Source organism: Pseudoalteromonas sp. CH_XMU1449-3, from assembly GCF_037027245.1.
In the GTDB taxonomy this organism is placed as follows: Bacteria; Pseudomonadota; Gammaproteobacteria; order Enterobacterales; family Alteromonadaceae; genus Pseudoalteromonas; species Pseudoalteromonas shioyasakiensis.
The window spans coordinates 12,743-26,821 of sequence record NZ_JAYMDY010000019.1; the positions used below are offsets into that span (position 1 = coordinate 12,743).

At 41.5% G+C, this 14,079-nt stretch carries 7 protein-coding genes; 5 read left to right on the forward strand and 2 right to left on the reverse strand.

The features are described from left to right. Nucleotides 1–206 precede the first annotated feature (206 nt). The 5 genes from WA256_RS17990 to WA256_RS18010 all read left to right on the forward strand — a co-directional run bounded on the left by WA256_RS17990 (nt 207) and on the right by WA256_RS18010 (nt 10,653). Entirely contained in the window at nt 207–4,193 is a 3,987-nt protein-coding gene (locus tag WA256_RS17990) for a hybrid sensor histidine kinase/response regulator transcription factor (protein WP_335992775.1), read from the forward strand. Between the two features lie 296 nt (nt 4,194–4,489). Continuing rightward, a complete protein-coding gene (locus tag WA256_RS17995; protein ID WP_304638194.1) occupies nt 4,490–7,993 on the forward strand; it encodes a COG1470 family protein in 3,504 nt (1,167 codons plus the stop codon). Nucleotides 7,994–8,046: 53 nt separating this feature from the next. After that, nucleotides 8,047–8,418: a hypothetical protein gene (locus WA256_RS18000; protein ID WP_062564682.1), complete on the forward strand. Its 372-nt coding sequence runs from the start codon at nt 8,047–8,049 to the stop codon at nt 8,416–8,418. A gap of 70 nt (nt 8,419–8,488) precedes the next feature. Further along, on the forward strand, nt 8,489–9,103 hold the full coding sequence (locus WA256_RS18005; protein WP_054563935.1) for a trimeric intracellular cation channel family protein: 615 nt from the start codon (nt 8,489–8,491) through the stop codon (nt 9,101–9,103). A 38-nt stretch (nt 9,104–9,141) separates the two neighbouring features. Next, nucleotides 9,142–10,653 carry a YifB family Mg chelatase-like AAA ATPase gene (locus WA256_RS18010; RefSeq protein WP_335992776.1) on the forward strand — a complete coding sequence of 504 codons (1,512 nt, stop codon included), beginning with the start codon at nt 9,142–9,144 and terminating at the stop codon, nt 10,651–10,653. Nucleotides 10,654–10,661: 8 nt separating this feature from the next. Here the strand turns inward: WA256_RS18010 and WA256_RS18015 are convergent, their stop codons facing one another. Together WA256_RS18015 and WA256_RS18020 are read right to left on the reverse strand one after the other, a co-directional pair. Continuing rightward, nucleotides 10,662–11,366 (reverse strand): response regulator transcription factor, encoded by a 705-nt coding sequence (locus tag WA256_RS18015; protein ID WP_062564684.1) that lies wholly within the window; start codon nt 11,364–11,366, stop codon nt 10,662–10,664. A 165-nt stretch (nt 11,367–11,531) separates the two neighbouring features. After that, nucleotides 11,532–14,027, reverse strand: coding sequence for an alpha/beta hydrolase family protein (locus tag WA256_RS18020; RefSeq protein WP_335992777.1), 2,496 nt, complete (start codon nt 14,025–14,027; stop codon nt 11,532–11,534). Nucleotides 14,028–14,079 lie beyond the last annotated feature (52 nt).

The window sequence follows — 14,079 nt, forward strand, 5'->3', positions numbered from 1 at the left end:
CCTAGCACCTAGCACCTTTACCCCGCTAACTCGCTAACTCGCTAACTCGCTAACTCGCTAACTCGCTAACTCGCTAACTCGCATCTAAATCCAACCCCTTGATATCTATCTTGGTTATTCATCCCTAAATTGGGAAATGATTATGAATGTTAGCTGAACTGAACTACGCTTGATTAATAACTAATAATAAATGTGTAGATTTAGGGATGATCCGTTTTTTAATAGCGCTGTTAGCACTTCTGTTCTTACCTTCAGCTTTGTGTGCATTTCAAAACTACGATATTGATGATGGTCTATCACAAAGTGTTGTCTTTGATATTGTTCAAGACCAGCAAGGTTTTATCTGGATTTCAACACAGGCAGGTTTAAACCGTTTTGATGGTAATGAGTTTACTGTATTCACTGCCTCTGATGAGACGAATAGTCTAGCGAATAACTATATTTACCCATTGGCAATAGACAACGAGTCAACGCTGTTTATAGGCACTCGAAATAGTGGTGTAAACCAACTCGCATTACATAATTATCAATTTTCTGAGGCGCTTTTAAAAGAGCGCCGCATTACCAGTTTATTGGTGGCGCAACAGCAAGTTTATATTGGCACTTACGACGGCAGCCTGTTTCGTTACGATAAGCGAACAGAGCAACTTGAAACCTTAATAACAGGGTTAAAAAAGCCTATTTATGCGCTATCAAAAATCGCTGACATACTTTGGATAGGAACGCATGGAGCTGGGTTACTTCATTATGATCTTATTAATAAACAACAAATTAATACTGTTTTTTCTGGCTTTGCTGAGCCAGTAAACATTCATGCTAGTGTCTTTGCTATCAAACAGGCCGCTGATGGCAGTATTTGGTTGGCAAGTCAGGGCGGCGGTTTGTATAAGATTGAGCTAAGCACCAAAACAATAACGCAGTGGTTAACTTCTAATGATGATAATTCTGGGCTTAGTAGCAATGAAATTCGTGATATTGAGTTTGACAGCCAAGGCCGAGTTTGGCTAGCAACGCGAGGTGGCGGAATTAATGTTTACGACCCTATTGATAAAAGCTTCACCGTTTTAGCGCATGACCCGTTTGATAAATATAGTCTTGCTCATGACCGGGTATATAGTATCTACCGAGACAGTAGTGACATCATGTGGTTTGGGACTGCACATGGGATCAGTAAGCTCGACCCAGCATCATTGCAATTTAGTAAGTTAAAAAAGCCAACGCCACTTTCAAGTAACGATGCGTGGGCGTTATTTGAAGACTCAAAGCAACGTATTTGGTATGGCAGCTGGGGTGGCGGTATCGATATTCTTGATCAGCAATTAAATCGTTTAGATCGCATAACCACCGAAAGTTCACCGTATTCAATAAGTAGCAATGCAATTAAAGCCATCGCCGAAGATCGTAATGGCGATATATGGATTGGCAGTTGGCAGCAAGGAATTGATGTTTTGCATACCGATGGCAGCATCAGTCACTTTCGAGCAGGTGAAGGAGAACATGGCTTAACTGAAAACAGTATTTATGCCCTTTTAGTCGATGAGAAAAATAATGTTTGGGTCGGCACGAATGGAGGAGGACTGTTTTGTTTTGATAGGCAGCGCGGCAAATTTATTAGTTTTGCGCAGCCTGTAGCTAATACACAACTTGTAATTCCAACGGCGCGGGTGACGAAATTATATAAAACCTCGCTAGCAGATCTGTGGATAGGCACAGATGGTGATGGCGCTTATCATTACAACGCTGCAACCGATACCCTCACTAATTATCGCAAAGGCGACTTGGCTTTATCTGATAATACAGTGCGTGCGTTTTTAGAAATTGACCAGCAAATGTGGCTCGCAACGTCGAACGGCTTAAATATTATTGATTTGAGCAACCAGCAAGTTCATCAGCTTAATGTCGCTCAAGGCCTTCCTAATCAAGTCGTTTATGCGTTGTTAAAAGACAACGAAGATTGGGTCTGGCTAAGTACTAATAACGGTCTCGCTAAAATAGACCCTGCAACCATGAGCATAAAAAATTATAAAGCTCGACATGGCTTACAAGGTAATGAATTTAATGCCGGTGCTTATTTAAAAACCCGTGATGGCCGTTTGATGTTTGGTGGCACTCAAGGGGTTAGTGTCATTAATCCTGCTGACCTTGAAGTTAATACTATTGGCGGGCAATTAGCACTCACTAGTTTGCAGTTTGATGATGAGGATGTGGTAAATCAGGGAGTCAGCCGTTTAGGCAGTTTATACCAAATAGAAAAAAGCCGTTCAGTGACTATTCCTGCGGGAATTAAACGGGTTCATTTTCAGATTGGTTACCTACACTACTCTGAGCCACAGACTAACCAGTACTCCTATCAGTTAGCAGGCTTTGAACAGCAATGGCGAAAAGCTACAGGGTCGTTTTTATCTGTTGACTACACTAATCTTCCTGCTGGTAAATATCAGTTGAAAGTTAATGCTAGTAGTGAAAATGGGGCAAATGCGCTCACCCCATTACTGTTAAACATAACGGTTCTTGCGCCTTGGTGGCAAACAAGTGAGTTTTATTTGCTAGCAGCTATGCTGATTTTGGCTATGGTGTGGTTATTCACAGTGCTTTGGACTCGCCGTATACGCAAACAAAAATATTATCTGGAGCAACTTGTTAGCGAACGCACTGACGAAATCGCAGAGCAAAAAATGCTAATCGAACAGCAAGCTGACGCTCTGAGTGACTCACTCGAAAATAAAGTGCGTTTTTTCACACATGCATCCCATGAATTACGTACTCCTTTGAGTTTGTTAATTGCGCCGTTGCAAAAGCTCATAGCAGATGAGCGAAATACTGAAAAGCGTGAGCAACTGAATTTGGTATTGCGTAATAGCCGGCGTTTAGAAAACTTGGTCGATAAGCTACTAACCTTGACTCGCTATGATGAGCGTCATGAAGAGATTATTAAAGTTGTATCATTATCGGCAATAGCCAGAGAGGTCGCGGGGCAGTTTGCTGTATTAGGTGAAAAGCCTATCGACTTTAAGGTTGATATTGAAGAGGCTGTATTTATTGAAAGCACCCGAGAAGGGGTGATCACGATTCTTACTAATCTATTAAGCAATGCTTTTAAATATACTCAGCAAGGCCAAGTCAGCTTAATCGTAAGCGCATCAGGTGAGTTTGCCTACATAGAAGTAACAGACACAGGTAAAGGCATCGCAGACGCTGAAAAAGACAAGGTGTTTGATACTTTCTACAGAGTAAGTAGTCATGCAAATGTAGAAGGCAGTGGCGTAGGTTTAGCTATCGTTAAACGTCTGGTCGATAAATACAAAGGCAATATTGTGTTGGCAAGTCGTTTAGGAGAAGGAACTAACTTTAAACTCGCATTTAAAACAGCACAATTTGCAGAGCAAGTTCCTGTTGATAGTACAAGCCTAAAATCAAAAGTGAGTCATGACAAAGCGAGTGTATTAATTATTGAAGATAATGACGAGCTACGTCATTACCTAAAAACAGAGTTACAGCACCGCTATCAAGTATTATTAGCTGAAGATGGTCAGATCGGTTTGCAAATAGCGCTGAGCCAAGTACCAGATTTAATTATTACTGATCTAATGATGCCAAAAGTCGATGGCTTTACTGTTTTAGATTCATTACATAATTCGCCCGTTACTTGTCATATTCCGGTGATTATTTTGACCGCCAAGGGAGACTATGAAACCCGAGTAAGTAGTTTGCAACAGCATGCGCTAGATGTGATCACAAAACCATTTGATAGAGAAGAGCTTTTTTTAAAGGTTGAGAATTGGATACATTGGGTCAATTTATATTCTCAACAGCAAACTATGGATGCGCCTGATCATGTTGAGACAAAGCAACCGGTTGTGGTTGATCCTCGTGACAAACAGCTGCTTGAAAAGCTTGAGTTGTATGTTGCTGAGCATTACCAGCAACAAGGTTTCTCTATGGTGAATTGTGCGAAAGAATTAGCGCTTAGTGAGCGTCAATTACAACGTAAGTTAAAAGTTCTATTAAACATTACTCCTAGTGAGTATTTGCGTAATTATCGACTGAGTAAAGCTGCTGAATTACTAAGACAAGGGCGACAAATAAGCTTAGTAATAGACGATGTGGGCTTTTCGTCACGCTCGTATTTTTCTAAATTTTTCAAAGCAAAATATGGTATGACGGCGAAAGAATACCAATGCCATTATGTATAACTCGTTGTTTGTTATTGAAATGTCGTATTTGAGTACATTTTTGTCGGCATTCAGCATACTTATTTCTTGTAACTAATCTACCCTTGAACCTTAACGTAAAATGAACCGCTTTGATGGGATCTCGGGTGTTCATATTTGACGGGCAAACATGACTGAATTCAGATTATGGTTAAGGACGACACTGAGATCCCGCCTTTATTCATGTTCAAAATAGGTTTTGCTTCCCTTGAGTTATGGCAACTGTGCATGCAGTTGCCTCTTTTTAGGGGAATACAACACACAATGTAAGGATTAGCATGATGAGCCCCCCTAATTTTCATTCCATAAAGTATCTAAAGCAATTATTACTAGCGACAAGTCTTGTCGCTTTAACCGCTTGTGGTGGAGGCGGTGGAGGTGGTGATGACGATGATGATACCCCTCCCGTCGCTACAAACAAAAATCCCACGGTATCTATTAGTAGTGATAGCAGCGTAACAGAAGGTGGTGAATTAGTCCTACAAGCGACAGCAACAGACAGTGATGGCACAATTGCAAGTTACGCATGGCAGCAAACATCAGGTCCAGATCTAACACTTACCGGCAGCGATACAAGTACACTTACGATCACCGCGCCTGAGATCGAAGATGATGCAGATGTCGTTGTTTCACTGACAGTCACCGATGATGATGGTGCAACCGCCACAGCAACAGTAACGATTGAGCTTAAACGTAAAGTGCTCAGCGTAACGATCACTGGTATTGTAACCGATGAGCCGATTATCAACTCAAGTATTGTGGTGCAGATTGGTGATGAACAATTTGAGATTACCGCTGATGCACAAGGCCGCTATAGCGTAAACATTGAGGTTGATGACTCAGATGCTGATGAACTGGTTAAGCTGGTGGCGTTGGGTAATAACTCCATTGATCCGGGCGTTGAATTTGTATCCCAACTGAAGTCTATCGCAACGCTTGTTTCACAAGCAGGAGCCGATGGCACATTAAGCAAAGATGAAAACTTTGGCGTAAACATTACTAATGTCAGTACTGCAGAGTTTGCACTTTTAAGCCGCGACGGTACAAACATCGATTCTGAACAAGCATTAGATGAAGCTTTACTCGCTGTTGATGCTGACGAAAAACTGCTACTTGCAGCGTTAATCAAGATCATTGTAGATAATGATGACTACGAACTACCTGAGGGTGTCGATTCGACCCTTGATTTAATATCTAGCGCTGAACAAATTGATGACTTTATAAATACAGTTGAAAGCCAAGACCCAGGATTAATTGACTCTACAAAAGAAGAGATTAAAGATGATGATGAATTAGTTGATCAAACAATCAATAATCTGACCGGCAACTATTTATTAATGCAACCACAATATTATCGAACTTCAGTTGGGCAGTTTGAGTTTAATAATGATGGTACCGGGTATGTCAGTTTACTGGATGTTGATACTGACTTTAGTTGGTCGCAACAAGAGCAAGACATCACAATTACTTTGGCTGAGCCAGCATTAATGAGTTGCTTTGTGGTTACTGATGGAAACGATGAACAGCTAGATGTTTGTGAGTACTTAGTTGAGTTAGACCTAACTATTCTTCTTGAAAACGATGCAAACAGAACGGTTGAGTTTTTCCGTAAAAGCGAAACACGCATAACCAGTTCAGATGTTGTATATAGAACTACAGAATCGAACTATAACGCCACCCTTATTGAACAACAGCAAACACTTGCTGTGACAGCTGATGAACTTATTGGTAATTGGGTTATTGATAACCTAAGCGAGTTTGGTGGATATAGTAGTGCAGTAAGTGTTGAGTTACTTTCTGGTGGAACAGGAACGCTCATTGATAACGATAACGCGCCTGTTAGTGTGACTTGGCAAGTTGATGGGAACCGACTGCTTATAAGCAATAATGCAGAAACTATTAGTTACGACATCGCTATTTGGCTCGTTAAAAATGTACAAGTGGGCTATCAATTTGCGGCATCACTCGAAGCTAAAGCGGACGATAGCTCACGTACAGTCACAGGTTTAATGGTGAGAGATAATCAGCTTTCATTTACTAAGCCAGACCTATTGGGTAAATGGACTGTTTACCAAGGCTATAACTCACCTCAAACAGACCTCCACTATGATGTGTATGATGATGGTTTAATGAACTTTAACTTGAATCAAAACTTCCGTTCTTGGCAAGTAAGCAGTGAGGGAGTGTTCTTAAGATATAACTATTTTACGAGCAATGGTGTTCAGCCAATTTGTCCTGAAGGGGAAGTTTGCCAAGTATACAGTGAGTTCTCGCAGCGATTATTAGCCACTAACAATGGTCAAAACTTTACCTATCGTAAATATCGCTTTTTTAACTATGATGGTTCGGAGCGTGTCGAAGATTATTCATCTCATCTGCGTAACTTCTCTGTGTCAGATGAGTATGGGGTAACTAAATTCGCACCTTATTGGTTAGAAGAAAACGCAAGTTTTGATAATAATGGCTACCCAATTACAACTAACTACATTGAACTTTATTCACCAAGAGAGTTAGGTGTAGAAACCATTAAAATAGCGACTATTTATGATGAGATGACGGCTGAGTATAGCCATCAAATCACCTTCACTTACCTTGGAGTGGTCAATCAATACGACTACAGTTTAGCGTCAGGGAAATTACTATTTGATAGCATGAAGGCTGAAGTGAGTGACTTTGATCGAAACTTCTTAACTATTTGCGTGTATGAGCAAGCAGGTAGTTGTACTGAAGATGCTAAACAAGCGTGGTACTTTGATAAGGCAATGGCTGAAGAGCAAGTTGTTGTAGAGCGTCCAGCAACGGATCATCCATTAGATGGGGCTTGGCAGCTTGCTGATGAGCCTGATGTCGCGGTAATTATTCGTGATGGAAAATGGTTACAAATTCAAGGAATGGACGACCCTGATGATGATACCGCATTCCCTGGTTTTGAAATTGGTGACTTTACTTGGGATGAAACAACAGGCGCTTTTGATGTCACTATTACGGAAGATACCAATGGTAGTTTCGGTATAGATGATGCTGGCAGTATTGTTGCCAGTGTTGATGGAGATACGCTGACATTCGATATCGAAGGTGAGGGTATTATTACGCTAAGTAGAATCTACAGCGAATCAAACCCGCTAATAGGGGGTTATACATATGGCTCTTACGATGGAGATTTCTTCATTGCTGTATTTAAAGAGGATGGCACTTTCTTAGAGCTTGCTCATGATACTGAGTTTGATGAGTTAGGTATATCAGGTGGTTACTACACCTATGATGCAGAAACTCAAAAGGTAGTGGTTGATTTCTATGTAAAAACCTATGGTGACCCAATTGAATTTGCTGACCCTTACTTTATTGTGAAGCCACAAGGTAACTTTATACAGTTTAAAGACGGCGATGATTTTGGCCTCTTCGAACGCGTTACACGAGTTATTGATCAAGCAGCTTTCACTGAAGCAGATCTTATTGGCTCACATGTATTTACCTTTATGGCTGATGATGGCAGTGGTTTAGAAACCTCTAATGTCGTTATAAGTAATGATGGTACTGCAACATTTGAGTTAGATGGTGAAGTACGCTCAGCAGAGTGGGCATTAGATCTTGGGTCGTTGATGATGTATAGCGAACCAACAGCTACGCAAAATTATGGCTATGGTGTGACTATGACACCCGTAATAACCATTGAAGGTGGTTTTAGTGTAGCAACGCTAGGTTTCGAAGTACCTGAAACCTACGATGATAATGATGATCCCGAGTTACACACTTTTGTATCGGGCAGTTTAATTAAGCAGTAATTTTCTGAGCCCAGTAGCAGCAATGCTACTGGGCTTTTTTGAGGAGTTAGTTTATGAAAGCGTTATATTTCTCAGTATTACTTCTTACCCTTAGTGGGTGCCAAACGATGGATGCAATGCAAGAAGACATTAGTGATTTAAGTAATAGCTTGTTTTCAAGTGAAGATATGAGCGAAGAATCACAAGATGCATTCTTAAAAGCACAAGAGGCATTTTATGAAGCCGACAATGTTCGTAAGAAACATGCGCAATTAAATGCTCAAGAACGAAGCTTATGGGTTGAGTTAGAAGATGATTACAACATCTTATTAGCTGCGCCAAGTAAAGCCACTGAGAAGGAATCTTACTTTTCAGACTCCACACTTGCAGACAGCGTTATGATGCAGAGTTTAAAATTTATTGAGCTGGTCGAAAAAGGCGAGTAATCGAAACTTCGCTTAAAAGATTGAAAAGTTTATGTTACAACGGCACTAACATTACTTTTTAGTTACAAACATGACTGAACTTTACCATTGGTTTGATTTATTCGGCGTAGCCGTGTTTGCAGTTTCTGGAACGCTACTGGCGTACAACAAAAAAATGGATGGCTTTGGGGTTGTTGTGTTAGCCACAGTCACTGCTATTGGCGGTGGGACTGTACGCGACGTTATTTTAGATGTTCCTGTATTTTGGCTACATGATCAAAGCTACTTTTGGGCTATTTTATTGTCTGTATTTGTCACCACTCGATTAATCAATAAACAGCGATCGATTTCACTTAATGCGCTGCAAGTTGCTGATGCTTTCGGTTTGGCATTTTTTGCGGTGATGGGCACACAAAAAGCCATGCTAGCAGGTATGCCAGATACCACCGCGATTATCATGGGTGTAATAACAGCCTGTTTTGGCGGTGTTATCCGCGATGTGCTGGCTGGAAATATGCCGATGCTATTAAAGGGCGAGCTCTATGCCATTGCTTGTATCGCTGGTGGCATTGTTTATACATTAAGTATCTCGTTGGGTTTAGTGACTGAAGTAGCTATGATATTAGCCATGCTTATGACCTTATCACTGCGTTTAGCTGCAATGAAATGGCAACTGACATTACACGTTTTTAAATATCCCGACTAAACTTAACTTAAGGATGAATGATAGGGACATCATGGATCGTGTCTTTAGCTAGAATATTTTCTCGTGCACAAGTGGGTGTGCAAGCTCCTGAAGTGATTGTTGAAGTACACTTAGGAAATGGCTTGCCCGCTTTTCATATCGTTGGCTTACCTGAAGCGTCAGTCAAAGAGTCAAAAGATAGAGTGCGTAGCGCACTCGAAAACTCTCAGTTTGGTTTTCCAGATCAACGAATAACCGTCAACCTTGCGCCTGCAGATTTACCTAAAGAAGGTGGTCGTTTTGATCTGGCTATTGCTGTGGGGATTTTAGTTGCCTCTGGGCAAATAAACTGCCCTGATATTCATCGTTATGAGTTTTACGGAGAGTTGGCTTTAAATGGTGAGGTAAGAGGGGTTAATGCTATCTTGCCTTCGGTGTTAGGAGCGAAAGAGCAGGGTCGCTGTTGTTTCTTACCCGCTGAAAACGACAATCTCGCAAGTCTTGTGTCGGGCGTTTCTCGAAAAGCCGTTTACTCCTTACAAGATGTTTGGAATGACTTATTAAATCAGCAACCTCTGCCACTTAATATTAGCTATCCTGAGCAGCAGTCGCAGCGTGACTCGCTACTCGATTTAAATGATGTGAAAGGCCAACCTGGTGCCAAACGAGTACTCGAAATAGCAGCCGCTGGTGGCCATAATTTACTGTTTCTTGGCCCTCCAGGTACTGGCAAGTCAATGCTTGCCCAACGTATGCCTACGATTATGCCAACCATGTCGGATGATGAAGCAATTAGCACTGCCGCGTTATATTCGATAATTGGTCAATCGGTTGATTTATCGAATTGGCGTGAGCGACCCTTCAGAAATCCACATCATACTTGCTCTGCTGTGGCTCTTGTTGGTGGCTCTTCGAATCCTAAACCGGGGGAAATTTCTCTTGCTCATAATGGCGTCTTGTTTTTAGACGAGTTGCCCGAATTTGAGAGAAAAGTGCTCGATTCACTGCGTGAACCAATGGAAACGGGCGTGGTGACTATATCGCGAGCGGCACGACAAATGGAATTTCCATCGCAATTCCAGCTGATCGCCGCATTAAACCCTAGCCCCACAGGAAGCCATACAGATAAGCGTGCAACGCCTGATCAAGTATTGCGGTATTTATCTCGAGTATCTGGACCATTTATCGATAGGATTGATTTACAAATTGAGCTGCCGAGACTCACCAGTAGCCAATTACAGAGCACGCAAGTAGAAGAAAGCAGTGAACAAGTAAGAGCTAGAGTCGAAAGAGCTTATGCAATTCAACTTAACCGGCAAGGCAAAGTGAATGCGCGCTTGAATAATAAAGAAATGAGCATTCATTGTGAGTTGGCAGCTGCTGAGCTGCAGTTTTTAGCAAAAGCCAGCGAAAAACTGGCTTTGTCACCACGCTCGTATCATCGTGTTATTAAAGTTGCACGCACAATTAGCGACTTGAAAGCACAGCCAGCAATTACCTTAAATGAATTAAAAGAGGCGTTGAATTATCGCGCCTTTGAACGGTTAATTAGCCAATTAACGCAGTATTAGTAAGCTTGCTAAATAGACAGCATGTAGCCTTTGCCGCGAACGGTAACGATACGTTTTTGGTCTTTTTCATCGCTTAATTTTTTACGTAAGCGGCCAATAAGCACATCAACGGTTCGATCGCTTGGGCTCCAGTCTGGTTGACCTATTTCTTCGGAAATTTTTTCACGCGATGTCGCTTTACCCGCATTTGCAATAAGGCAAATAAGTACCTTGTGCTCTGCTTCGGTAAGACGAGACTCTTCACCATTAGGGGTCACTAATGTGCGGTTATCTGGGTGCAGTTTAAAGTCAGCATATTCAATAAACTCTTCACTCTCATCATCTTGCTGAGAGCCTTTTATGCGCTTAAAAAGAGCGCGCATTCGAAGTTCAAGTTCAAGTAAGTCAACCGGCTTGCAAATATAGTCATCGGCACCTTGTGCAAGACCAGCAATACGGTCAGCTTGCGAGTCACGACTAGACAGCACAATAACGCCAATATCAGTCAGTGCATTAAGTTCTTTGGCAAGCAAAAGCCCATCGCGTTTTGGTAACACAATGTCGATAACGGCTAGAGAAACTGCTTCTTTAGTTGAAGCACGCGATTGCACAATGCTTAATGCATCGGCCCCCGTTGAATCTACCTCAATATTAAACTCAGTTTCTTTAAAATGATTTAGAATGCGTTTAACGAGTAGTTCGTCGTCTTCAACCAATAAAACTTGAATAGTCATTCGCTTTAATTTCACACTTGATTTGTTGTTATGTTAGCACTGTATGGCAAAGGCTGAGAAGTGTATTGGCGAGGTTTGTAACTATTTCTTACAATTTAATGGCTTAGCTATAGTTGAAAAGGGTGAAAGCTGAGCACTCGCACAGTACTCAGCCAAGTGATTAAACTACTTTTCAGGATAAAGGTATTGCCACCATTGTGGCTGATCTTTTAAGTTTTTATCGAAATAAGCCAACATGGTATTCCACCAGTCGAAGCGTTTATCACGAGCAAAAATTTGGTGATCTGCACCTTTGTACTCAATCAGGTCAACATCTTTACCTAATAACTTTAATGCGGTGTACATATTGTGGCTTTCACCAACCGGTACGTTGGTATCCGAATCACCATGAAGGAGTAATAACGGCGTTGTTACTTTGTCAGCATGAAACACCGGGCTGTGTTGGCTATAAAGTGTAGGATTGTTCCACGGGTAGCTATTTTTAGATGCCTCAGCTGAGTATAAGTAACCCCACCAACCTTGGCCCCAGTACGAGGTGATATTTGAAATCCCTGCATGGGCAATCGATGCACTGAACATATCTGTTTTAGTTGCGAGTAGCATGGTCATAAAGCCACCGTAAGAGGCCCCTAAATTACCTACACGCTTACTATCTACAAAGCTATATTTATCTAAAAAGGCTTTTGTGCCGTCGATGATATCGTTGGCGGTGTATTCACCCCATGCGTTGACGTGTTTAGCCGAGAACTCTTGGCCAAAGCCGGTTGCGCCAGTAGGTTGTAAAACGTAAACAACATAGCCATGCTCAGCCCATAGGTTAAATGGGTAGCGACCGGTAAAACCACGAGTTACTGGCGATGTACCGCCATAATAATAAACCAGCGCAGGATATTGTTTATTGCTATCTAAATCATGCGGTAAATAAACGCGACCCTTAATTTCAATGCCATCTTTATTAGTAAAGTTAAACTCTTCCAATGAGGCTACATGCGTATTTTCATAGCCAATTGGCTTAGAGTCCCACATTACTTTAGCGCGGCTCTTACCTAAGCTTAGTTGTTTTAACTGCTGAGGTGTTGACGCTGTGGTGCCGGTAACCAAAATGCGCGGGGTGCGTTCGTGTGAATAGCTAACTTGCTCAACAACATCAAAGCCCGTATTCACTTTATTAAAACGCTTTTTGCTTAAGTCGAATTGATAAAGTTGTACAGTATCTTGCTCGGTAACTTTAATCAGTGCATCACCGTTTTTAAGCACGTTTAACTGGCCGATAGCCGGGTTAAACTCTTTACTTAAAGGGGTTACTTTTTTACCGTCACGGCTGAGTAAATAAAGTTGACCATCATAGTTATTAGCAAGCATCCCCTCAGGAAGGTTACGACCTAAGCCATTATTAAAATCTGGTCCGGCAGTGACATAAATTCCGTCGTCAGTATATTTAGCCTGATTAAATGTATTGTATTGACCAAGTACCGTAAGAGCCGATGTAGCTAGGTTTAGCTCAACAAGTTCTGTTGCTGGCTGTGGTGATAGCTGCATTGCTTGTGCTGAGCGGCTCATTAAGACGCGACCGCTTTTAGCGTCAAAATCTTCAAGTGAATGGCTAAGTGGGCCTTGGCTTAAGATTTTGCTAAGACCTGTTGGTATATCGAGTAAATATACTTGCGATGTAGTGCGAGCATAAGACCAACGGTCTTGCAGGCCTTGGTAATGCTTAGTGAGCTTGCCATTGTCTGTTGGAGACTTTGACCAACTAAAAATTAAGCTGTTGTTATCAAAAAACTGAAAGCTATTCGCACCAGAGAGGTTTTTAGCAATGACGCTAAGTTGCATGGTTTTTAGGTTTAAACGCTTAAGCTCGCCATTTAATAAATACACTAAACTTTTGCTATCTGGGCTCCAAGTAATGTTACTTGGTTGGGCTGACTCAAAGCGATAAAGTGTATTGTTTTTTTCGTCTTTAAGTTCAGTAACATATTGCGCTTGATTAGCGGTTGCATCTTCGTAATGACGTTGGCTAGTAATGAAGTAATCACCATTTGGTGCCATTGAAATATAACTGACTGTTGGCGCATCAAATAATTGCTTAGCAGACAAACCGTGTTGTTGTTTAGCGCTAAATTGCACAGTATCTAGTTCTGACTTAGCCGTAAAATCAAGCTCAACCTCATTCCAGTTGGCTACTTGCTCAGTGATGATAACAAACTGATGATCGCCTTGGCTTAAAGCTAGCTCATAGCTTTTATTTTTTTCTGTTTGCTTTTCACCATCAATAAATAGCTGTGCGTTTTCAATGCCTTTAAGTGTTAATGAGCCTTGGCTAAAACGTTCAGTTGAGGCGGTAAATTTGAGTGCCTGTAAACCACCAAGTGTTAGCGCACTCACTTTGTCGAATGATTGCCAGTCAAGCTCATTACCAAAAACGCGTATGCTATCGGTGCTTTTTTGCAAGCTAGGTAATAGGTTAGCAATAATGGCATCACGATGATCCGTTTGATATGGCTTAAGTTGCATATCTGCGCTAAGAGGACCAATAAATTGCACCGCTGATTTATCAATGGCAGCGGCCATCGCTGTATTACTTAACGCACATAACGCTAATGCACTGAATGTTGTTTTTAGCTTGGCTGATTGGCTTAGCCAAGTAGTTGAAAGTGTCATAGTTTCGCCTGTTGAAGGTAATTTAAACCAATATAGCACGCTGCAAATTACC

Excerpts from the sequence above, each read along its gene's own strand:
- WA256_RS17990 (WP_335992775.1), top strand. The coding sequence starts at position 207 with ATGATCCGTTTTTTAATAGCGCTGTTAGCACTTCTGTTCTTACCTTCA.
- WA256_RS17995 (WP_304638194.1), top strand. The coding sequence starts at position 4,490 with ATGATGAGCCCCCCTAATTTTCATTCCATAAAGTATCTAAAGCAATTA.
- WA256_RS18000 (WP_062564682.1), top strand. The coding sequence starts at position 8,047 with ATGAAAGCGTTATATTTCTCAGTATTACTTCTTACCCTTAGTGGGTGC.
- WA256_RS18005 (WP_054563935.1), top strand. The coding sequence starts at position 8,489 with ATGACTGAACTTTACCATTGGTTTGATTTATTCGGCGTAGCCGTGTTT.
- WA256_RS18015 (WP_062564684.1), bottom strand. The coding sequence starts at position 11,366 with ATGACTATTCAAGTTTTATTGGTTGAAGACGACGAACTACTCGTTAAA.
- WA256_RS18020 (WP_335992777.1), bottom strand. The coding sequence starts at position 14,027 with ATGACACTTTCAACTACTTGGCTAAGCCAATCAGCCAAGCTAAAAACA.